Annotated in this window: 19 protein-coding genes; 13 read left to right on the forward strand and 6 right to left on the reverse strand. The window is 57.3% G+C overall.

Features of this window, described 5'->3' with window-relative positions; genetic code table 11:
• Positions 1-6: 6 nt before the first annotated feature.
• Together ACR0JG_RS02340 and ACR0JG_RS02345 are read right to left on the reverse strand one after the other, a co-directional pair.
• The gene (locus ACR0JG_RS02340; protein WP_480567429.1) at positions 7-1014 is read right to left on the reverse strand and encodes a carbohydrate ABC transporter permease; all 1008 of its coding nucleotides are present in this window, start codon (positions 1012-1014) and stop codon (positions 7-9) included.
• Between the two features lie 65 nt (positions 1015-1079).
• Positions 1080-2435: an ABC transporter substrate-binding protein gene (locus tag ACR0JG_RS02345; protein ID WP_170512843.1), complete on the reverse strand. Its 1356-nt coding sequence runs from the start codon at positions 2433-2435 to the stop codon at positions 1080-1082.
• Positions 2436-2649: 214 nt separating this feature from the next.
• Between ACR0JG_RS02345 and ACR0JG_RS02350 the strand changes: the two genes are divergently transcribed.
• On the forward strand, positions 2650-3681 hold the full coding sequence (locus ACR0JG_RS02350; RefSeq protein ID WP_170594328.1) for a substrate-binding domain-containing protein: 1032 nt from the start codon (positions 2650-2652) through the stop codon (positions 3679-3681).
• A 1-nt stretch (position 3682) separates the two neighbouring features.
• Entirely contained in the window at positions 3683-5002 is a 1320-nt protein-coding gene (locus ACR0JG_RS02355) for a GH1 family beta-glucosidase (protein ID WP_480567430.1), read from the forward strand.
• A gap of 34 nt (positions 5003-5036) precedes the next feature.
• On the opposite strand, the gene ACR0JG_RS02360 is transcribed toward ACR0JG_RS02355, so the two are convergent.
• The gene (locus tag ACR0JG_RS02360; RefSeq protein ID WP_480567431.1) at positions 5037-5576 is read right to left on the reverse strand and encodes a ZrgA family zinc uptake protein; all 540 of its coding nucleotides are present in this window, start codon (positions 5574-5576) and stop codon (positions 5037-5039) included.
• 231 nt (positions 5577-5807) lie between these two features.
• Here ACR0JG_RS02360 and ACR0JG_RS02365 point away from each other — a divergent pair, with 231 nt between their 5' ends.
• The 10 genes from ACR0JG_RS02365 (at position 5808) to speB (ending at position 16865) form a co-directional block, all read left to right on the forward strand.
• Positions 5808-7076 (forward strand): imelysin family protein, encoded by a 1269-nt coding sequence (locus ACR0JG_RS02365; RefSeq protein ID WP_480567432.1) that lies wholly within the window; start codon positions 5808-5810, stop codon positions 7074-7076.
• Positions 7077-7204: 128 nt separating this feature from the next.
• Positions 7205-7498: a (2Fe-2S)-binding protein gene (locus ACR0JG_RS02370; protein ID WP_170594320.1), complete on the forward strand. Its 294-nt coding sequence runs from the start codon at positions 7205-7207 to the stop codon at positions 7496-7498.
• A complete protein-coding gene (bfr, locus tag ACR0JG_RS02375) occupies positions 7446-7931 on the forward strand; it encodes a bacterioferritin (protein WP_170392566.1) in 486 nt (161 codons plus the stop codon). The genes ACR0JG_RS02370 and bfr overlap by 53 nt, the downstream gene beginning before the upstream one ends.
• A gap of 16 nt (positions 7932-7947) precedes the next feature.
• A complete protein-coding gene (locus tag ACR0JG_RS02380; protein WP_480567433.1) occupies positions 7948-9438 on the forward strand; it encodes a di-heme oxidoreductase family protein in 1491 nt (496 codons plus the stop codon).
• 3 nt (positions 9439-9441) lie between these two features.
• Positions 9442-10452 carry an imelysin family protein gene (locus tag ACR0JG_RS02385; RefSeq protein ID WP_170392568.1) on the forward strand — a complete coding sequence of 337 codons (1011 nt, stop codon included), beginning with the start codon at positions 9442-9444 and terminating at the stop codon, positions 10450-10452.
• 3 nt (positions 10453-10455) lie between these two features.
• Entirely contained in the window at positions 10456-11541 is a 1086-nt protein-coding gene (locus ACR0JG_RS02390; protein ID WP_170512857.1) for a DUF1513 domain-containing protein, read from the forward strand.
• Positions 11542-11643: 102 nt separating this feature from the next.
• Positions 11644-13533, forward strand: a complete 1890-nt coding sequence (speA, locus tag ACR0JG_RS02395; protein WP_170609702.1) for a biosynthetic arginine decarboxylase — start codon at positions 11644-11646, stop codon at positions 13531-13533.
• Positions 13534-13555: 22 nt separating this feature from the next.
• A complete protein-coding gene (locus ACR0JG_RS02400; protein ID WP_480567434.1) occupies positions 13556-14767 on the forward strand; it encodes a saccharopine dehydrogenase family protein in 1212 nt (403 codons plus the stop codon).
• A gap of 89 nt (positions 14768-14856) precedes the next feature.
• Positions 14857-16026, forward strand: coding sequence for a carboxynorspermidine decarboxylase (gene nspC / locus ACR0JG_RS02405; RefSeq protein ID WP_480567435.1), 1170 nt, complete (start codon positions 14857-14859; stop codon positions 16024-16026).
• A complete protein-coding gene (speB, locus tag ACR0JG_RS02410; protein WP_480567436.1) occupies positions 16023-16865 on the forward strand; it encodes an agmatinase in 843 nt (280 codons plus the stop codon). The genes nspC and speB overlap by 4 nt, the downstream gene beginning before the upstream one ends.
• Here speB and ACR0JG_RS02415 read toward each other — a convergent pair.
• Positions 16862-17452, reverse strand: a complete 591-nt coding sequence (locus ACR0JG_RS02415) for an HD domain-containing protein (RefSeq protein ID WP_170733091.1) — start codon at positions 17450-17452, stop codon at positions 16862-16864. The two genes, speB and ACR0JG_RS02415, sit on opposite strands and share 4 nt — an antisense overlap.
• A gap of 102 nt (positions 17453-17554) precedes the next feature.
• Between ACR0JG_RS02415 and ACR0JG_RS02420 the strand changes: the two genes are divergently transcribed.
• Positions 17555-18388 (forward strand): LysR family transcriptional regulator, encoded by an 834-nt coding sequence (locus ACR0JG_RS02420; RefSeq protein ID WP_480567437.1) that lies wholly within the window; start codon positions 17555-17557, stop codon positions 18386-18388.
• Between the two features lie 2 nt (positions 18389-18390).
• Here the strand turns inward: ACR0JG_RS02420 and lptF are convergent, their stop codons facing one another.
• Positions 18391-19530, reverse strand: coding sequence for an LPS export ABC transporter permease LptF (gene lptF, locus ACR0JG_RS02425; protein ID WP_480567438.1), 1140 nt, complete (start codon positions 19528-19530; stop codon positions 18391-18393).
• A 72-nt stretch (positions 19531-19602) separates the two neighbouring features.
• Entirely contained in the window at positions 19603-21018 is a 1416-nt protein-coding gene (gene qhpG, locus ACR0JG_RS02430) for a flavin-dependent monooxygenase QhpG (protein WP_480567439.1), read from the reverse strand.

Consider the following 21018-nt stretch of genomic DNA (forward strand, 5'->3'; position numbering starts at 1 on the left):
GTCCTCCTACTGCATTTCTTTGCGCGCATTGCGCACGTTCCAGATCAGGATCGGCGTCACCAGCAACATGATCACCATGGCGGATGCCGATCCCACGCCCCAGTCATTGGCGCGGAACATCTTGTCGTACATGTAATTGGCCAGAACCTGGGTCTCCCACTGGCCGTTGGTCATCGCAAAAACGATGTCAAAGACCTTGAGGACCACGATGGTGATGGTGGTCCAGACCACCATGATCGTGGTTTTGATCTGCGGCACTTTGATCTTGAAGAAAATCTGGAACGGATTGGCCCCGTCCAGAATGGCGGCCTCGATGGTCTCTTCCGGGATGCCGCGCAGCGCGGCGGACAGAATGACCATGGCAAAGCCGGTTTGTATCCAGACCAGAACGATCATCAGGAAGAAATTGTTCCAGAAAGGCAGGGTCAGCCAAGTGTGCGTTTCGGTTCCACCAAAGAAGATGTAGATCGCGTTCAGGACGCCGATCTGATCCTGATCGGCCGGACGCGCATCATAGACCAGTTTCCAGATTACCGAGGCGCCAACGAAAGAAATCGCCATCGGCATAAAGATCAGCGACTTGGCGACGTTACCCCAGCGGATGCGATCCGTTAGCTGCGCCACGAGCAGGCCAAATGCGGTGGACATGGCAGGTACAACAATCAGCCAAAGCATGTTGTTGCGCATCGCCTCCCAGAATTTCGGCTCGGCTACCATCTGGGTATAGTTGTCAAAACCCGCCCATGCATATCCACCACCGGCGACCCGATCAGTCAGCGATAGGCGCAGCGTCTCAAACACCGGATAGGCAAGATAGACCCCAAGGGCGAGGATCGCGGGAAGCAGAAACAGCCAGGGCCGGATCATATTCGCGCGGTTGATATTGCGACCCGCGTTCGGTCCACGCGCAGGGAACAGGACTTTATCCAGAAATTGGTTGGACAGGTAGAAATAGCCCACGCATCCCGACACACCGATTACGATTGTTAGCAGGCCCTGAATTGCCGGATTCATGGCGTCCTCTCCCTTGCTAGGGTTTCGGGCAACCTGATTGAAAGGTTGCCCGAAGGTTCAGCGGATTACTTGATTGCGTCCCAAGATGACTGGATTTCGCCGGTGACTTCTTCGGCGGATTTCCCGCCAGTATAGTCAACCATGCCGGTCCAGAACGTACCCGCACCCACGGCGCCCGGCATTAGGTCCGAGCCGTCGAAGCGGAAGGTGGTCGCGCCCAGTAGAATGTCACCCAGACCGCGCAGAGTATCATCCTTATAGGCTTCGGTGTTCACGCCCTTATGCGGGGTCAGGAATCCGGTTTGTGCCATCATGACTTCATGTGCAATCGGTTGCTTGAGGAACTCCATGAACGCGCTGGTCGCATCCGATGGATTGCTTACCGCCATCAGAGTACCGCCACCCAGAACCGGGTTACCCAAGTCCTTGTCTGCGAAAGACGGCATGTAAAAGAAATCTGCATCCAGGCCGAACTCGACATCTTCGGGGAAGAAGGCCGGAACAAAGGACGCCTGACGGTGCATGTAGCACTGGGGCGGCGATGAGAACATGCCTTTGGGGCTGTCGCGGAAGTCAGTCGAGGCGACAGCATCTGACCCACCCGAGACCTTGGCGTCATCACGCGCAAACCAGCCAAACTCTTCGATTGCGGCGATAACGCGCGGATCATCAAACGGAATCTCGTTTGTCACCCACTGGTCGTAAACCTCGGGCGGCTGGGTCCGCAGCATCATGTCTTCAACCCAGTCGGTCGCGGGCCAACCGGTGGCGGCACCCGATCCCAGGCCAATGCACCACGGGGTTTCGCCATCGGCGACGATCTGCTCGGTCAGGGCCTTCAGTTCTTCCATGCTCGTCGGCACTTCGTATCCGGCATCCTCGAAGTTTTCCGGGTTATACCAGACCAGAGACTTGACGTTCACATTGTAGAAGAAGCCATACATCTGGTCATTGCCGTCGGCGTCTTTGTAAGTGCCAAGATCAACCCAGGAATCGCCAGCCGCATAATTGTCACCAACCCAGGCCGCCATATCTTCACCCAGCGGTGTCAGCTGCCCTTTGGATGCCATGATCGCCGCCAGTCCTGGCTGCGGGAAGACCGCGATATTGGGGGCTGATCCTGCCTCGGCATCGATAACGATCTGCTGCTCGAAACTGTCGGAACCGGTATAGATCACATCTGCGCCAGTCGCCTCTTCGAAATAGGCAATCATGTTGTTGAAGTAACCGTCTTCCGGGGTCAGCCACGGACCAAAAATCGTGACCGTCTGACCGCTCAGATCCGGGGCGCTTTCGGCCCAGGCATTATAGCTGTCCCAGTTGAACGGCCCCTCGCCCGGCGCGAAGACCAAATCTTGTGCTTGTACCGACCCGGCCAGCAGAGCGATCGCCGCCGCACCCGAATAAAGTGCGTGTCTCATGAGTTCTCCTCCCAATATTTTCGGCGCAAACGAGATTCGTTTTCAAAGCGCTTTGGATGCGGTACTTTATCCGCTAACATTCAGATCCTGTCAATATCTCGCCTGCTAACCCCTAAAAAACTGCCATTCTAAGGCATTCTCTCGAAACATGTTGACTGAGCCAGGTTTTCACAACAAAACAAATGGGAATCAATTTGAAGGCGCTTTGAGTGAAATGAACCTAAAGCAACTCTCTGAGATCCTCGGCCTTTCACAAACAACCGTCAGCCGCGCGCTGAACGGTTACCCGGAGGTCAGCGAAGGGACGCGCATCCGGGTTCAGGCTGCCGCGAACAAGCATGGTTACCGCCCCAACAGCCGCGCCAAGGGGCTGGCGACAGGGCGGTCTATGGTCATCGGCCATGTGATTCCCACCTCGTCCCGGCACGAAATGGTCAATCCGATTTTCGGAGATTTTGTGGCAGGCGCAGCCAAAACCTATGCGGCGAACAATTATGACATGATGTTCACGCACGCGCCGGACACATCAATTGAAGAATCCTATCGCAGCCTGTTCAATCGGGGCGTCGTAGACGGCGTGGTCCTGCAAGGCCCCAAGGTACGAGAGCCGCGCATCTCGGTGTTATCGCGCCTCGGCGTACCCTTCATTGTTCATGGCCGGTCGACCTACGCCAAAGAGCCATATGATTGGATCGATGTGAACAATCAGCGTTCATTCGAACGCGCTACTCGGTTTTTGATCGATCTGGGCCATCGGCGCATCGCGTTAATCAACGGACTCGAGGAAATGGATTTCGCGCGTCGGCGGAGGAACGGCTATCTGGCGGCGCTCAAAGAAACCGGGATCTCGCTTGATCCACACCTGCTGCGCAGCGCCGAGATGACCGAGATTTATGGGCATCAGACAGCTTGCGACATGCTGAAGCTCGACGACCCGCCAACAGCAATTTTGGCCTCTTCGATTATCTCTGCGGTTGGAATCCGGCGCGCACTTGAAGAACGCGACCTGAAAATGGGGCGCGATATCTCGGTGATCGCTCATGATGACGAGTTGTCATACATGCGCAATGGTATGGATGTTCCAATTTTCACCGCAACGCGCTCGTCGGTCAGACACGCGGGCGAGGTGGCTGCCGAAATGCTGATCGAGCGGATCAACGCTCCGGATGACCCACCCAAAACGCGCTTGCTGGAGGCTGAACTTGTCGTCGGCAGCTCGACGGGGCCAGCCCCAAAAAGGATGTGAGATGAAGTACAAACGCGCAGATTTCCCGCCAGATTTTCAGTTTGGCGTGGCGACGTCGGCCTATCAGATCGAGGGACACGCCAATGGGGGCGCAGGCAAGACCCATTGGGACAGTTTCGCCGCAACTCCAGGTAACGTCGCCAATGCGGAAAACGGAGATTTGGCCTGCGATCACTATAACCGGTTCGAACAGGATCTGGATCTGATCCGGAGCGCAGGCTTCGACTGTTACCGTTTTTCAACCAGTTGGGCGCGCGTGCTGCCCGAAGGGCGCGGACCGATCAATCAGCAAGGTTTGGATTTCTATGATCGCCTGACCGATGCGCTGCTTAAACGCGGCATCAAACCCTGCGCAACGCTGTATCACTGGGAACTCCCGTCACCGCTCGCCGATCTGGGCGGTTGGCGAAACCGGGATATCGCGAATTGGTTTGCAGACTTCACCGAGATCATCATGGGCCGCATAGGCGATCGGATGTTCAGCGTCGCACCTGTCAACGAGCCTTGGTGCGTAAGCTGGCTGAGCCATTTCGAAGGCCAACATGCCCCCGGCTTGCGCGACATCCGGGCGACCGCGCGCGCGATGCACCACGTGCTGCTGGCCCATGGTCGCGCAATCGAAGCCATGCGTGGATTGGGCATGTCGAACCTTGGCGCAGTGTTCAACCTTGAATGGGCGGAACCTGCTGACGACAGCGATGAGGCACAGACTGCGGCGGCGCTTTACGACGGGATTTACAACCACTTTTTCCTGGGCGGCGCATTCAAGAAATCCTACCCTCAGAATGTTCTGGAAGGATTGGAGCCGCATCTGCCGGACAAGTGGCAGGATGATTTCGACACGATAGCTGCACCTGTCGATTGGTGTGGGCTCAATTACTATACGCGCAAGTTGATAACGCGCGCAGATACGTCTTGGCCTTCCTTGACCGACGTCCCCGGCCCCTTGCCAAAAACGCAAATGGGGTGGGAAATTGATCCGGCAGCCCTGTCCCGTTTCCTGATCCGGACCGCGCAAGAGTATACTGGGGACCTGCCTATCTACGTGACCGAAAATGGCATGGCGAGCGCAGAACGTCAAAACGACGCTGACAGAATTGACTACTTGAACCAGCATCTTGCCGAAGTGTGTAATGCCCTGGACCACGGCGTTCCGATCAAGGGATATTTCATCTGGTCCCTTCTCGACAATTACGAGTGGGCGCTGGGATATGAAAAACGGTTCGGGCTGGTCGATGTAGATTTTGAGACGCTGGAAAGAAGACCAAAGGATTCCTACCGCGCGTTGCAGGCCGCTTTGGTCCGGGATCAGTCTGGTTGACCGTCAAGCTTTGCTGCTGCGGGCACACGCCGGTTCAGTTTGGCACCTTCAAATGTGGCGTTTGGCGTTCCACCGTAAGGTTCTGTGTGGCCAAGGATGACGTCAGCTCAACAAACAAGCGCTCGGCGCGCGCAAACCGTTCGAAATAGGTGAACTGGATTGAATTCACTAACGACGGCTCCTGACATTGCACCAGATAATCGGCCTGAAATTCGGTGTGATGCACGGCATTATCGCTGACTTGCCCCTCATCCTGAACGAAGACATCACCAACAAGCGCGACATTGGCCGTTGCAGTCACACACCCCGCTTCAGGCGGCACCTCAAAGATCTCAAGCGGTTTAGAAAGGTCCGAGATTGCTACGGCAACATCCGCCCTCTCATCTTCGTTCTCGGCAGTGTGCTCGAACCCAACAATATCTACGCCTGGCACTTCAAGCGTCAGGCTAAATCCGGTTTCAACAAATGAAATTGCCATATGACCCGCGCCATGAGTATGCGCTTCGATGGCGGTCTCTGCCTGCGCCATCAGCGCGGCTGGTATTAGCGCAAGAACAACGGCCGCGCGTTTCATTCTGTTCACCATTAACCAAACAAACCGTAGGGCATTTTAATACAATTGCGCCTCAGCGCAATGTTCGCCGGGTGCATCGGGCTCCCCAGATATGGTTAGTCAGAAATAGGAATAATACCCGACAATAAAACTCAGGTTGACATTGCCGACTATTTCACTAAGAAATTGCCCCGTCCAGCCCCGCTGTGCCTGCCGGGGTCCGAATCCCGCTAAGAAAGAAAAGTGTTCCACATGACCAGATTGTTCAACGCGGCCAGTGCCCTGACCTTGTGTATCGCAAGTACAGCTGTCGCCGAGGCCCCGTCCAAAGCCGATGTTCTGACCACATATTCCAACATCGCCGAAGCCAAATATGACGACAGTCTGATTGCAGCAAAGAATCTGCAAGCTGCCGTCAACGCCCTGATTGCTAACCCATCCGATGCCACTCTGAACACCGCACGTGCCGCATGGGTCGCCGCGCGCGTGCCGTATCAGCAGACCGAGGTTTATCGCTTTGGAAACGCCATCGTCGACGATTGGGAAGGCAAGGTGAACGCATGGCCTCTGGACGAGGGCATGATAGATTATGTGGATTCCTCCTACGGCGGCCCCAGCGATGAGAACGAATTTGCCGCGCTAAACGTCATCGCCAACCCCAGCTTTGATCTGTCTGGCGAGACCATCGACGCCAGCGAAATTACCCCTGCCCTGCTGTCGGATACGCTGCATGAGGCTGACGGGATCGAGGCGAACGTCGCCACCGGCTATCACGCCATCGAATTCCTGCTGTGGGGTCAGGACCTGAACGGCCACGGCACGGGCGCAGGAAGTCGTCCTTATACCGATTATCTAGTTGGTGACGGCTGTACAGGTGGCAACTGCGATCGCCGCGCCCAGTATCTGAAAGCGGCAACCGATCTGCTGATCAGTGATCTGGAATGGATGACTGCCCAGTGGGCCGAAGATGGTGACGCACGTGCCGCTCTTGCCGCAAATGAAACTGCTGGCGTTAGTGCGATCCTAACCGGCATGGGTTCGCTGTCCTACGGCGAGCAGGCGGGTGAGCGTATGCGCCTCGGCCTGATGTTGAACGACCCCGAGGAAGAGCAGGACTGCTTCTCGGACAACACCCACAACAGCCATTACTATGACGGCCTGGGCATCCAGAATGTGTATTTGGGCAGCTATACCCGCATCGATGGCACGCCTGTTTCGGGTGCATCCCTATCGGATCTGGTGACCGCAGCCGATCCGACGCTTGATACAGAGATGAAAGCCAAGCTGGCCAACACCATGCTGGCGCTAGGCCGTATCAAATCAACCGCCGAAGCGGGTTTTGCGTATGACCAGATGCTGGAACGCGGCAATGAAGGTGGCGAAGCGCTGATTATGGGTGGCGTCAATGGACTGGTCGATCAAACCAAGACCATCGAACGCATCGTGACCGTGCTGGAGCTTGAGCAGATCGATTTTGAAGGCTCGGACAGCCTGGATAACCCTGACGCGGTATTCCAATAGGTATCATGGCCGGGCGCATTTTTAGTGCTCTCGGCCTTTCTCAACATCGAGTGTGGCGTCTTGGCACTGGACGCGCCCACAATAACCTACTATTTCACTAGGAAATAGCATACCCCGACTGAGTCGCCATGATCGTTTGCCAATGCACCAACATCTCTGACCACGACATCCGAGCGGCGATCGATTGGATGCGCGCGGCAGACCCACAGACCATCATCACTCCCGGCAAGATCTATCATGCCCTTGGCAAGTCAGCGGATTGCGGCGGATGTATGCCGCTTTTCCTAGACACAATGCGCGCAGACGATAATCTTAAAGTCCCCATGCAGCTTCGGTCATTGCGATCCGAAGTATCACAGGAGAAAGCACATGAAGGGCGATCCCAAGGTCATAGAATACCTCAACAAATCACTGCGGCATGAACTGACGGCGGTCAGCCAGTACTGGCTACATTACCGCCTGCAAGAGGATTGGGGGCTTGGCCATATGGCCAAGAAAAGCCGTGAGGAATCCATCGAGGAGATGGGCCATGCAGACAAGCTGATCGAGCGGATCATCTTTCTGGAGGGCCACCCCAACCTGCAGAAACTTGACCCACTCCGCATCGGGCAGACCCCGAAAGAAACACTGGAATGCGATCTAGCCGCCGAACAAGACGCGCGGGCGCTTTATGTCGAAGCGCGGGAATACTGCCGCGAGGCCGGCGACTATGTGTCCATGGGCCTGTTCGAAGAATTAATCAGCGACGAAGAAGGACATATCGACTTCCTCGAAACGCAGCTCGACCTTTATGAAAGGATTGGCGAAGCCAATTATGCGCAACTTAACGCATCCAAGATGGACGAAGGCGAGTAAGCTTGCCCTTGCATCGGTGGCCGCACTCACGGCCACCTCTTCCCAAGCCACCGAGCTGCGGGACTCTCATCTAAATTTCCTTCCAAGAACTGCCGAAGAACGCGCCCGGATCGATGCTGTCACAGCAACGCCGGAAGAATTCAGTGTGCCGCAACGGTTCGAAGAACTGTCTGCTGGTGCTGCGACCGTGCGGGCTCGTACTGATGCGGACGCGTTTTCTCAGCCCTCCGCCAATTTAAGCTTCGAACAGGAGCTGGACTTCAAAGTCGGCAACGGGTTGTTCAAAAAGATCTGGGTCTCGTCTCCGTCGTCCACTCTGGCTTCGGACGGTTTGGGTCCGCTATACAACGCCCGCTCGTGTCAGCGCTGTCACATCAAGGACGGGCGCGGTCATACGCCTAACGGCCCGGATGACAATGCCGTCTCGATGTTCCTGAGAGTTTCGGTTCCCGGCAAGCCAGAGGACGCGCCTGCCGAGATCGAAGACTATATCGCCACCCTGCCTGATCCGAATTATGGCACTCAGCTGCAGGATTTCGCTCTGGCAGGCCATCCCGCAGAATATCGGCTGGACATCACGTATGAGGAAGTCCCCGTCGCGCTGTCCGACGGCGAAACGGCCTCGCTCCGCTGCCCCAGCTATAAGGCCGCCGATTTAGGCTATGGCCCGCTGCACCCGGACGCGATGCTTAGCCCTCGAGTTGCGCCGCAGATGATCGGACTGGGGTTGCTGGAATCAATTCCGGTTGAGGACTTGCTGGCCAAAGCCGATCCTGATGACGAAGACGGCGATGGTATCTCGGGCCGTCCGAACATCGTATGGTCGACGGAATTTGGCGAACCAATGATGGGCCGCTTTGGTCACAAGGCCGGGATGCCCACGGTGATGGAGCAATCGGCGGCGGCCTTCGCAGGTGATATCGGCATATCAAGTCCGCTTTACCCCGCGCCGCACGGCGATTGCACCGAATTGCAGGCCAACTGCATTGAGGCACCGCACGGTGACAGCGATGTGCGGGGATTCGAGATTGACGCAATTGGCATGGACCTCGTCGCCTTCTACAGCCGCAATCTCGGTGTTCCGGCGCGCCGAGACACCGATGACCCTGAAGTGCTGCGCGGGAAAGAAGTGTTTCTTGCCTCGGGCTGCGCATCCTGCCACACGCCTGCTTATGTCACCCACAGGATGCCCGATAGGCCCGAACAGAGCTTCCAGCTTATCTGGCCCTATACCGACCTGCTGTTGCACGACATGGGCGAGGGTCTGGCCGATAACCGCCCCGAGGCCCGCGCAACGGGCCGCGAATGGCGCACGCCGCCTTTGTGGGGTATCGGCCTGACCCAGCGCGTCTCGGGCCACACCCAATTCCTGCACGATGGTCGCGCGCGATCCCTGCTTGAAGCCATCCTTTGGCATGGTGGCGAGGCGCAGGCCGCCCGCGACACGGTTGTTTCAATGCCAAAAGCCGACCGCGACGCCCTGATCCGCTTTCTTGGGAGCCTCTGACCCATGCGTAGCCTTACTTTCGCCGCCGCCCTGCTAGTGCCCTTGGGCGCCTTTGCTCAGGATCGTGCTCCGATTTTGATGGATGTGACCGAAACGCATATTCTACCGCGCTTTGCAGAGCTGGCTGACGCAACCGGTGCTTTGTCGACCACAGCCCAAACAGATTGCGAACCGGAGTCAGACGACCTGCGCGCTGATTACGCCACGGCATTCGATAGCTGGATTTCGGCCAGCCATTTACGTTTTGGGCCGTCCGAGGCTGACGATCGCGCTTTTGCACTGGCTTTCTGGCCAGATACCAAAGGATTCACGCCCAAAACCCTGTCCCGACACATCGCCAGTGAAGACACTGCCGTCGACGACCCCGATGCCTTTGCCGAAACCTCAATCGCCGGGCGCGGCTTTTTTGCATTGGAACGAATGCTCTTTGATCCAGCGATGACAGAACAAGGAAGCGCCGACTATCGTTGCGCGCTTATCCGCGCCATCACCACTGATATCAACCGAAATGCCGTCGCGATCAACGCGGACTGGCAAAGCTACGCACCACGACTGACGCAGCCGGGGGACAACAGCCCCTATCGCTCGGGCGATGAGGCAATGCAGGAGCTGTTCAAGGCGCTTACAACGGGGCTAGAGTTCACAGCCGACACACGCATTGGACGCCCTTTAGGAACGTTCGAGCGTCCGCGCCCGAACCGTGCTGAAGCGCGGCGGTCCAAGCGGTCGTTGCATCATGTCACGCTGTCTCTGATCGCCCTGCGTGACTTGGCCGCCCGTCTGTCCTTTGACCACCCCGAGATTGCTGCAGATCTGGATGCCGGTTTCGCGCGGGCCATCGACCGGGCTCAATCACTGGACGACCCCGCCCTCGCCGGTGTTGCGACACCGCAAGGTCGCGTCCGCATCGAAGCGCTGCAGCAATCGATCAACGACATTCGCGAGATCGCCGCGACCGAGCTTGGCCCGACGCTCGGCATCAGCGCCGGATTCAACTCACTGGATGGGGATTGACCATTGACGAACCGCCGCGAATTTCTTGCAGGCCTTGGTGCCGCCAGTCTTGCTTCGGTGCCGGGCTGGGCGTCCGTCGGCGCGCCCCGCTATCTGGCCGCTGCCTTATTCCCAGATGGTAGCTACCGCCTGTCCGGCCTGGATAACTCGGGTGCGATTTTGTTCGCTATACCGCTACCCGCGCGCGGGCACGCCGCCGCGGCCCATCCGTTCAAAGCCCAAGCGGTCGCCTTTGCGCGCCGCCCCGGGACCTTTGCAATTGTAATTGATTGTAAAGACGGCTCTGTCCTAAAGCGGCTGGAGGCACCCAATGGCCGCCACTTCTACGGGCATGGTGCATTCTCGGCTGATGGAACACGGTTCTTCACAACCGAAAACGACTATGAGGCCGTAGAAGGTGTGGTTGGCGTCTGGGACGCGATCAGCTTCGCACGGCTGGGAGAGTTCTCGTCAGGTGGGATAGGCCCCCACGACATGCGCTTGCTGCCCGGTGGCGACATACTGGTCATCGCCAATGGTGGCATCGAGACACACCCCGACAGCGGTCGGACCAAGCTAAATCTGCCAACGATGCAGCCCAACCTAAGCTATCTCGACATTTCGGGTTCGATATTGGAGCAAGTGGAGCTACCCCGCGCGCTGCACAAAAACTCGATCCGCCATCTTGCGGTGCGTGACGATGGTCTAGTGGGTTTTGCAATGCAATGGCAAGGCAGCCAGACCAAGTACCCTGCCCTTCTGGGGCTTCACCAAAGGGGCAAAAAGCCTCGCCTTTTGTCAGCGCCCGAAACGCAGCAAAGAGAGTTGCAATGGTATGCTGGCAGCATTGCCTTTTCCACCGATGGCCAATCGGTTGCGATCACCTGTCCGCGAGGCGATGCATTGCACCGCTTCGACGTAAATAGCGGAACATTCATCGAAGCTTTAGTGTTCGAAGATGTTTGCGGTTTAGGCGCCGGCAAGGCTGGGTTGGCGTTTACCACTGGAACCGGTGCATTTGGCACCCTGACGACCACCGGCGCCGAAATCACCGCGCGGTCGGATTGCCAGTGGGACAACCACCTGATCCCGATCCGTACATACGGCTAGAATTCGGCGGCGAACCCTCTCACAGTTTACACTTGGACGAATCAAACCGCTGCCGTATTGGCTGGCGCTAAACCAGCACACCCAAGTTAAGGACTGATCTGATTGAAACAGACGCCCGACGCACCGCATTCCATCTACGGGGTTGAGAAATGGGGCCATGGCCTCATTGAGGTGACAGAAAGGGGCGAGATAGCTCTGCGCAATCCGATGGCCCCCGAGGCCGAGGCAATCAGCCTGCCGGGTATCCTCAGCGATCTGGACGACCGGGGGATCAAAGCCCCGATGGTCTTGCGTGTTGCGTCTTATCTAGAGCATGAAATCGCGCACCTGAACGAGAGCTTTGCCGAGGCAATCGCGCGCGTAAACTATAAGGGCCACTATCGCGGTGTTTTTCCGATCAAGGTGAACCAACAGGCGCAGGTGGTCGACCGGATCGTCGAGTTCGGCAAGAAATACAATTATGGCCTTGAAGCAGGATCAAAACCGGAACTGGTGGTGGCCCTGGCCCATCGCCTGGCCCCCGAAGCGCTGATCGTCTGCAATGGCGTCAAGGATGCTGAATTCATCCAATTGGCGATCCTGTCTCGCAAGATCGGGTTCAACACCGTCATCGTGCTGGAAAGCCCAAAAGAGGCCAATACCGTCATCGAGGTCTATAACCAACTGGGGATCGAGCCCCTGATAGGCGTTCGGGTCAAATTGACCAATCAGATCAGCGGCAAATGGGAAGAAAGTTCGGGCGACCGTTCCGCCTTTGGAATGAACACCGACCAGCTTGTTGCCACCGTGGACAAGCTCAAAGCGGCGGGATTGCTGCACTGCCTCAAGCTGCAACATTCGCATCTGGGTTCACAGGTGCAAGACGTTAACGATGTGCGCCGCGCTGTTGGCGAGGCATGCCGGTATTACACCGAACTCTCGCGTGAAGGCGTACCACTCAGCTATCTGGATCTCGGCGGCGGCATGGGGGTGGATTACACGGGCGAAAAAAAGGCCGCGGAAAACTCGATCAACTACACGGTCGAGGAATATTGCGCCAACGTAGTCGAAACCGTGGCCTACGCCATGGACGAGGCAGAAATCGATCATCCCACGCTTATCACCGAAAGCGGCCGTGCGGTGGTTGCGACGTCGTCCATGCTGGTCTTCAACGTGTTGGAAAGCACACTCTACGACGCCCCGGACGGACCAATGGCCGAGCCCGATGACCACCACATGGTTTCGGACCTCGCCGCAGTACACGGCTATCTCAGCAAGGATCGGCTGCAGGAATGCTGGAACGACGCAACCTTCTATCGCAATGAATTGCGCGCGCTTTTCAGACGCGGGTATGTCGACCTGCGCCAGATGGCCCGGGCCGAGCGCATCTACCTGTCCCTTATGGCCCGTCTCAAGGCCTTGGCGGCAAGTGATGATCTGGACACGGAAGTGGATGACCAGCTTGAGAAGGTCGCAGACATCTACCATTGCAACTTCTCGCTGTTCCAATCCCTCCCCGATGTCTGGGCCATCGACCAATTGCACCCGATCGTGCCGCTGCAAAGCCTGAATGAAACACCAGACCGACGCGCGGTCCTGTCCGACATCACCTGCGACAGCGACGGAAAGATCGACCGATTCATACTGGCCGACGGCGTGTCCCCCAGCCTGCCAGTGCATTCGCTGCCCGAAGAAGGCGAGTATTTCATGGGCGTCTTCTTCGTTGGCGCCTATCAGGAAACACTTGGCGACCTACACAATCTGTTCGGCGACACCAATGTAGTCACCATCGACCTGCGCACCGACGGTGGCTTCGACTTGCTGCATGAACAAGAGGGCGACACTATTTCTCAAGTCTTGTCTTATGTGGAATTCGACCCGCAAGACTGTGTCGCCGCGTTCCGCAAAATGGTGGACGAGGCGATTTCGACCGGTACTCTGCAAGCCAAGGACCGAAAAACCCTTATGAGCGCCTATCGCGACTCGATCAACGGCTACACCTATTACGAATAACCCCTTGAGAGGAGACTATCCCATGGGCAAAACACTGGTTGTCGGCGCGGGCGGCGTGTCCCACGCAGCCGTGCACAAAATGGCGATGAATTCGGACATCTTTACCGAGATAACGCTCGCCAGCCGAACCAAGTCAAAATGCGACGCCATCGCAGCGGCCGTTAAGGACCGCGTCGGTGTGGACATCGCGACTGCCGAGTTGGACGCCTACAAGGTTGAAGATACAGTCAAACTGATCAAAGAAACGGGTGCAGAAATCCTCGTAAACCTGGCCCTGCCGTATCAGGATCTGGTTCTGATGGACGCGTGTCTTGAGGCCGGCATCCACTATCTCGACACCGCGAACTATGAGCCCGAGGACGAGGCCAAGTTCGAATACCACTGGCAATGGGCCTATCAAAAACGGTTCAAAGAGGCTGGTTTGACTGCCATCCTCGGCTCGGGCTTCGATCCGGGTGTTACATCCGTCTTCGCCAAATGGCTGAAGAAGCACAAGTTGGATACGATCCGTCAGATCGATGTGTTGGACGCGAATGGCGGCAGCAACGATCAAGAATTCGCCACCAACTTCAACCCGGAAATCAACCTGCGCGAAGTGCTGGCCGAGGTGCGCCATTGGGAAAACGGCGCATGGCAGCACAGCCCGGCGATGACCCACAAGGTCGAGTTCGACTTCCCCGCCATCGGCCCCAAGAACATGTACTTGATGTATCACGAGGAACTGGAGTCGCTCAGCACCCATTTCCCCGAGATTGAGCGCGCGCGCTTCTGGATGACCTTCGGCGACGCCTACATCACCCACGCCAAGGTGCTGGAAAACGTCGGTATGACTCGCATTGACCCGGTGATGCATGACGGCAAGGAAATCATCCCGATTCAGTTCCTGAAAACCCTGCTGCCCGATCCCGGCGATCTGGGCGCGGAGACCAAGGGCAAAGCCTGCATCGGCGACATCGCCACAGGTCAGGCCAAGGACGGCTCGGGCGAAAAGACCTATTATATCTACAACATCTGCGATCACGAGGAATGCTACCGTGAGGTCGGCAGCCAAGCCGTCAGCTACACCACCGGCGTCCCCGCCATGATCGGTGCGGCGCAGGTGCTGAAAGGCAATTGGCGCGAACCGGGCGTGTGGAACATGGAGCAACTCGACCCTGACAACTTCATGGACATGCTGAACGAACATGGTTTGCCATGGCAGGTCCACGAACTCGACGGCCCCGTCGATTTCTGATCCGCATCAGCTCCATCTGGCTAAAAATATCTCGGGGGGTCCGGGGGCAGCGCCCCCCCCGGCCTCTCCACAATCCGGAGACACCCGAATTGTCCGACATGATGACCACCCAAGCCGGAGATGCCGGAGCTTTCCGCAATTTCGACTTCAACCGCGTGCCCACCCCTTGCTTCGTGGTCGATGAGAAAGCCGTAGAGCGCAACCTGACCATCCTCTCCGAGATCGGCACCTGTTCCGGCGCACATATCCTGAGCGCGCTTAAGGCGTTTTCCATGTTCTCGCTGGCCCCACTGGTGCGCCGACACCTCGGCGGCACTTGCGCGTCCGGCATCTATGAGGCGCGGCTGGGGCGCGAGGAATATGGCGGCGAGGTCGCAACCTTCTGCGCCGGATATAAAGACGCGGACATGGACGAAATCCTGTCGCTATCGGACCACATCATCTTCAACTCACCCGCGCAAAAGGACCGCTTTCTGGCAAAAGCCCAAGCCGCCGGCGTACAGGTCGGTCTGCGCATCAATCCGGAACATTCCGAAGGCGAAATCCCCAAATACGACCCTTGCGCGCCCTGCTCGCGTCTGGGCACGCCGGTCAGCCAATTGACCGCCGAGACTATGAGTGGCGTGGACGGGCTGCACATGCACACGCTCTGCGAACAGGGGTTCGAGCCGTTGCAGCGGACTTGGGACGCGGTTGAGCCAAAACTCAAACCGTACCTTGGCCAACTCAAATGGCTGAACTTCGGCGGCGGGCATCATATCACCCGTGATGACTATGACCGCGACGGGCTGGTCGCCTTCATCAAATCCATCCGTGAGACACACGGTATCGACGTCTATCTGGAACCCGGTGAGGCGGTGGCCCTGGATGCGGGCATTTTGGTTGGCGAAATCCTCGACTTGCCGACCAACGGTATGACCCTTGCGATCACCGATATCTCGGCCACCTGCCATATGCCGGACGTCATCGAAGCCCCCTATCGCCCCGCCCTCATGGATGAGGCCGAGGCAGGCCATACCTATCGCCTGGGCGGCCCGTCCTGTCTGGCGGGCGACGTGATCGGTGACTACACATGGGACAAACCACTGGAAATCGGCCAGCGCTTTGCCTTCCTCGATCAGGCGCATTATTCGATGGTCAAAACCAACACCTTCAACGGAGTTCCGCTGCCGACTATAGCGCTGTGGAACAGCGAAACGGACGAACTGAAAATCATCAAACAGTTCGGCTATGACGACTTTAAAGGCCGCCTCTCATGAGTATTTTCCTCGACAGTGAACTGTCCGCATCCGAGAGCACCGAGGACGCGCGGTTCCGTGTGATCCCTGTGCCGCTAGAACGCACTGTATCTTACGGGGCGGGCACCGCCAAAGGCCCGGACGCAATTATCGAAGCCAGTAATGAACTGGAACGCATCACTGGCCACGCCGAGCCCTGCGTCGAGGGGATCTTGACCGAAGAACCCGTTGACTGCGATGCAGCGTTGTCAGAGATAATGGAACGCCTAGCCCAACGCACGGAAGCGGCCGTTCGCGCCGGCAAAATCCCGGTGACGCTAGGTGGAGAGCATTCACTTAGCTACGGCGCAGTGTTGGGTGTTGCCCGCGCTCTAAACCAACCGATTGGTATCGTGCAAATCGACGCCCATGCTGATCTGCGCAACGCTTATCAGGGCGAGAAACACTCTCACGCCTCAGTCATGCATCTTCTTGCCGAAGAAGGTATCCGTCTGGCGCAATTCGGCGTTCGCGCCTTTTCGACTGAAGAAGCCCAAAGCCGCCTGAGAAACCACGTGTTTCATGTGGACGCCGAAGAACTGGTTACCGGCAACATCCACTCGGTTGATTTGCCCAAGGATTTTCCCGATCTGGTGTACGTCAGCTTTGACGTTGACGGGCTGGACCCGGCAATCATGCCCGCCACTGGAACACCCGTCCCAGGCGGGCTGGGATATTATCAAGCCCTGCGCCTGGTGGAACACGCCCTGAAGGGCCGAAAATGTGTGGGTTTCGACGTCGTCGAACTGGCCCCGAACGGCAATGCCGCCTGGGATTTTACCGCCGCCCAGATCGTCTATCGCCTGATGGCCGCCTGTTAAGCCTCGGCGGTCTCATTCAGTTCCATGTGCCCTTCGCCTTTGTTCAGAACGCGGCGTAGCATGGGTTCGAAGAACTCCAGCGGTTTGGTCGGATAATCCGGGTCGAACGCCTTCTGATCGTATTCATGGCAAAAATAGCGGCAGTCCTCCCAATACGGGCTGTCGCGATACTTGTCGCGGGCATTCCGATCACCACCTAGATGATGATTGTAGTAGTAGCCCTGAAACACGCAGTGGTGCTTGAGAATCCAGTGTGTCTTCTCACTGACATAAGGCTTCATCATCGCGGCGGACAGTTCCCCGTGATTATAGGGCGACAAGATATCGCCGGTGTCATGGATCAGGGCAGCCACAACCAACTCTTCATCAGCGCCGTCCTCATACGCTCGTGTCGCGGCCTGCAGACTGTGCTGATAGCGATTCACCGGATACGGCGTCCATTCTTCATCCAGTGAACGAATGGCGTCCAGTATGCGATCCGGCAAAGCAGCGTTGTAGCTCTCTTCATACTCCATGACCGCATCCCAGTCGGCCTTGGTCGCCTCTTCAAAACTGGTCCAGGTGGGTTTGTGGCTCTTGTCCAGCATCGCGCGAATCCTTTGGCTACGTTCGTCAAATCACTTTAAAGCGGCATATATAGGCAAAAAAATGAATTGATTTTATCAATACGATCAAAAAATACTTTCAATATGCAAACCAAATCTCTGGAAACATTTTTAAGCGTTGCCGAAACCGGCGGGTTTCATTCAGCGGCCCGTAAGTTGAACGTAACCCAAACCGCAGTCAGCGCCCGGATCAGGGCCCTGGAAGACGCAACAGGCAAACCGCTGTTCTCGCGCGGGGCAGGCGGAACGGTATTGACCGAGTACGGTCGCCAATTCAAACCCTATGCTGAACAGATGCTGTCGCTGTGGTCGTTCGCAGCCAACGACCTGCCTGAACAGATTCAAAATCGGTTGGCACGGCGTCTGGGTGCCCAGTTGAGCGTGTGGGATCCGTTACTGGTGGACCTTGCTGTTCGCTTTGAACAACGGTTTGGACAATTGCTTTTAACCCTGAATTACGACCATGATTTGGATATGGTCGACGCCGTTGCGACCCACGTACTTGACGCCGCGCTGACCCATGAAAAACCTGCGGACCGGCGCGTGGTATTCCACGAACTTGAGCCCGAACGGCTTTCTTTGGTTCAAAGCAGGAAGGATGCGAACACCGACGCTGAACGGGTATTTGTCAACATAGAACTGGGCGAGACCTACCGGGATCATGTCCGTTCCACAGCGCGTCTCGCGACAGGGCAAACTATCTTTCTGGGTAATTGCTTGATGGCTTTACGCTATCTCCTACAGCGTGGCGGGTATGGGTATTTCCCGGACTATGTCATCACTCAGCATCTGAACTCAGGCGAGCTGTTGCGCGAGAAAGGTGCGCGCGACTTAATGCTACCGCTGTATTTGGTGGTTCGTTCGGACAGTCAAGAAGTTGAAAACATCCTGCAGTGCCTGGAGGAACTTCGCCGCTGACTTCAGACCGGTGACGGCTTTGGTGCTCCGTTTCGAACCCTTTTTCGCAGCAAGGGTCGCCCCGCGGCCAGTAAAAACAGAACCGACACAAGCACGCCCATAACGGCGGGAAGATACAGCAAGCCCCAAAGTCTGGGATCATTGATGACGAACGGGGATACGAATCCCCGAACCCCCTCAAGCAGGACCAGAATGGTAAAGGCACCCAGGATCTGAGGCCAAAGCCCAAAGCGCGAAAAGCTACCCAGCATCAGGGTCGAATATCCGACCAATGCGACCGCAATACATATCGCAATCCACGAGAACCTCTGGTGCAGCTCATCCACCAGATGGCCGATGCTGTGATCATCTTTCACTGAGACCGCTTCGCGATCCCAGATCAACTCGACCGTCGGGATGGCTTCAAGGCTGCGATGGCCCATACTCGAATTCTGGGTCAGTTCGGAAATGTCGTAAGAGGCGTCTTCGAACAACGTGGATGACAGCGTGTTACCAGCCTGATCATACCGCAGCGCAATCCCATCCAGCATAACCAGATGAATGCCCGAAGCCTGATTGACCAGATAGGCCGTAGCACTGGAATAACTGACAGGGTTAATCCCATCGCGACGGTCCGAGACGAAGACTTCGCGCAGCGTTCCGTCCAAATCGATATCGCCGATATAGACGGTTACACCTTGTGCTGGATGCAAGAATTCGCCCTCATTCAACAGCTGTGCGGTGACATCTCCGGCAACTTCATCCTGTCTTAATTCCAGTTGATCAACCGATGCAGGTCGCAAAAAGACGCTGATGACAGCCATCATCAGTCCCGCACTTAGCCCGAACACCAAGACCGCTCGCGCCAGTCGCCACGGGCTGGAGCCTGTTGCCAGCATTACCGTCATCTCGCTTTCGCGGCTCAAACGGTTGGTGGCGTAAACAGCGGCCGCAAACACCGCCATGGGCATGACCGTCCGGATCAGCGTCGGCAAGGTCAACGCCGTGAACTCCAGGAACACCATCGCCGATTGGCCGCCGCTGATGACCCGATCAAAAAGGCTGACCGAACGCGTGATCCAAAAAACCCCGACAAGCACAAGGGTGAAAAAGCCAAACAGCACCAGCAATTGCCGCAGGAAATACCCATCAAAACGCGACATGCGACCTCTTGTTTCTTGGCGATTGGCGTTGCGGCGGACTTTAGGCCATTCAACGCGCCGAGGAAACCTCGATTACGCCTGATCAACGGCGGGGATCACGATGCGATGATACCAAAGCCAGCGCAGAATGCGCGACGCCGTGTGCGTGGCCAAAACCTCTGACCAGCTCTTGATGATGTTCAAAGTGGTTGTCGGGGCGCCCAGCCGCTCTAACAACGGTCCCAGCATTGCGCCCTCCAGATTTGCAACTGGCCTTGGAAGATTCGGGTGCCCTATGACAAGGCCGGGTTCGATATGCGAAGCGGTTTGCACGCCGGAAGTGATGAGCTTGGCCTGAGGTGACAGGATCAGGGGCTGATCATCACGCAACGCCTCCGTGTTTGGATCGAACGCTGGGGACTTTACCCAATCCAACGGCTTTGCGCGCTCAGCCCAGAAGGGCGAAGGATCAACAGCATGCTGCCGTGCATAGAAATCGGCTGCGAGCGCTGCATGGGTCTGCACACGCTCGAATTGCCGATCCGCATAAAAAGACAAGGCCAGATCACTATGATCGGGGGTTGTCAGAAGCGTGTTCACCACAGCTGCGGCCTGCACCGCCTGCCCCATCGCCAATTGCACCCCCTGCGACGACAACGCGTCGACCGCGAAGCTGGCCTCTCCGACCCGCAGAAGGTCGCGCGTTGGTGGTGTTGTCTCGGCCTGGCTGGTCGCATCCGCCCGCCGCACAGGCCCGATACGGCGCTGTTCCAGACAGGGTGCCAGTAATGTCGAACGGGCCAGAAGATTCAGATAGAGATCGCGTCGATCTGCGGGTTGCAGCCCGATGCAGGCGTCGGGATCGACAAAAACCATTGCGTTGACCACTCCTCCCGGTAACAACGCGCCCCAATACCAATGCCCTTGTCCCGCCTCGACCCGGGCTTGCGGGCCAAAGCCCGGCGGCACGTGCCAATAAGCATAAAGCGCCAACAAAGGTTGGGATGCAGGGCGAAACCTGCGGCCCAGCCCGGCTTGCCGTCCCGCTGCGTCCAGCAGGATTTGTGCCTGGATCCGAAAGGCGCCCGTGTCGGTCCGAACGGGAATCTCCCAACCAGACTGCTGGCGCAAGGGGCGGTATGCGCGCGCAGGTTGGACGACCTGCGCCCCTGCCGCTTGTGCTGCACGTAACAGCACTGCATCAAACTGGCCCCGGTCAACCAATAGTCCGGGGTGATCACCGTCGACGCCGCGACGTTCGAACGCTCCAGCCCAATGCAAAAGCGATCCGCTTGCACGCAGAAAACCGGCTTGGGTAACGGTTTCGTCGACCCCCAACAGGTTCAGGATCGGCCAGATTGATGGCGGCAATGACTCGCCGACATGTTGGCGCGGGAACGTTTGCCGCTCGATCAGGCAGACGCGCCGACCTAGCTGAGCCAACCTCAGCGCAGCAGCGCTACCTGCCGGGCCGCCTCCGATCACGCAGATTTCGGTCTCAATCTCCAT

The organism is Ruegeria sp. AD5 (assembly GCF_056542345.1).

Coding starts and splice junctions, on each gene's coding strand:
- ACR0JG_RS02340 (WP_480567429.1), bottom strand. CDS start 1,014: ATGAATCCGGCAATTCAGGGCCTGCTAACAATCGTAATCGGTGTGTCG.
- ACR0JG_RS02345 (WP_170512843.1), bottom strand. CDS start 2,435: ATGAGACACGCACTTTATTCGGGTGCGGCGGCGATCGCTCTGCTGGCC.
- ACR0JG_RS02350 (WP_170594328.1), top strand. CDS start 2,650: ATGAACCTAAAGCAACTCTCTGAGATCCTCGGCCTTTCACAAACAACC.
- ACR0JG_RS02355 (WP_480567430.1), top strand. CDS start 3,683: ATGAAGTACAAACGCGCAGATTTCCCGCCAGATTTTCAGTTTGGCGTG.
- ACR0JG_RS02360 (WP_480567431.1), bottom strand. CDS start 5,576: ATGAAACGCGCGGCCGTTGTTCTTGCGCTAATACCAGCCGCGCTGATG.
- ACR0JG_RS02365 (WP_480567432.1), top strand. CDS start 5,808: ATGACCAGATTGTTCAACGCGGCCAGTGCCCTGACCTTGTGTATCGCA.
- ACR0JG_RS02370 (WP_170594320.1), top strand. CDS start 7,205: ATGATCGTTTGCCAATGCACCAACATCTCTGACCACGACATCCGAGCG.
- bfr (WP_170392566.1), top strand. CDS start 7,446: ATGAAGGGCGATCCCAAGGTCATAGAATACCTCAACAAATCACTGCGG.
- ACR0JG_RS02385 (WP_170392568.1), top strand. CDS start 9,442: ATGCGTAGCCTTACTTTCGCCGCCGCCCTGCTAGTGCCCTTGGGCGCC.
- ACR0JG_RS02400 (WP_480567434.1), top strand. CDS start 13,556: ATGGGCAAAACACTGGTTGTCGGCGCGGGCGGCGTGTCCCACGCAGCC.
- speB (WP_480567436.1), top strand. CDS start 16,023: ATGAGTATTTTCCTCGACAGTGAACTGTCCGCATCCGAGAGCACCGAG.
- ACR0JG_RS02415 (WP_170733091.1), bottom strand. CDS start 17,452: ATGCTGGACAAGAGCCACAAACCCACCTGGACCAGTTTTGAAGAGGCG.
- ACR0JG_RS02420 (WP_480567437.1), top strand. CDS start 17,555: ATGCAAACCAAATCTCTGGAAACATTTTTAAGCGTTGCCGAAACCGGC.
- lptF (WP_480567438.1), bottom strand. CDS start 19,530: ATGTCGCGTTTTGATGGGTATTTCCTGCGGCAATTGCTGGTGCTGTTT.
- qhpG (WP_480567439.1), bottom strand. CDS start 21,018: ATGGAGATTGAGACCGAAATCTGCGTGATCGGAGGCGGCCCGGCAGGT.